We start from the raw sequence: 417 nt of genomic DNA, 5'->3' as shown, positions 1-417 counted from the left end.
GATTTATTTGAGCAGCAGGTCAGAAAAACTCCTGATGCAGTTGCTGTAGTGTATGAAGGTGCAAGTTTAAGCTATAAGGAGTTGGATGAACGTTCCAACCAACTGGCACGGTACCTACTAACCAAGGGGGTACAACCGGATGATCTGGTCGGCATCTGCCTGGACCGTAGTCTGGAAATGTTAGTCGGTATATGGGGGATCCTGAAGTCAGGGGGCGCCTATGTTCCCATTGACCCCGAGTATCCACAGACCCGTATCGATTATATGTTGGAAGATTCAGGGGTAAAGATCCTGCTGAGTGATCGCAAGAATAGCCCTGGCTTTTCAGCTAAAGAAGATTTGGATATTGTTTTGTTGGATAGCGATTGGGCTAAGATATCCAAGAGATCTGTTAAAAAGCTAAAGAGCGTCCCTTCA

1 protein-coding gene is annotated in these 417 nt (G+C 46.3%); it reads left to right on the top strand.

All coding sequences use genetic code 11. The annotated features are described in order from the left end of the window. Positions 1–417, top strand: a 417-nt coding sequence (locus tag AC04NP_RS30675; RefSeq protein WP_482863949.1) for an AMP-binding protein, incomplete at both ends; no start/stop codon positions are given.

The organism is Agaribacillus sp. DX54, assembly GCF_056858335.1.
The sequence above is the reverse complement of the archived record's forward strand: the minus strand, read 5'-3'. Positions and strand labels throughout refer to the sequence as shown.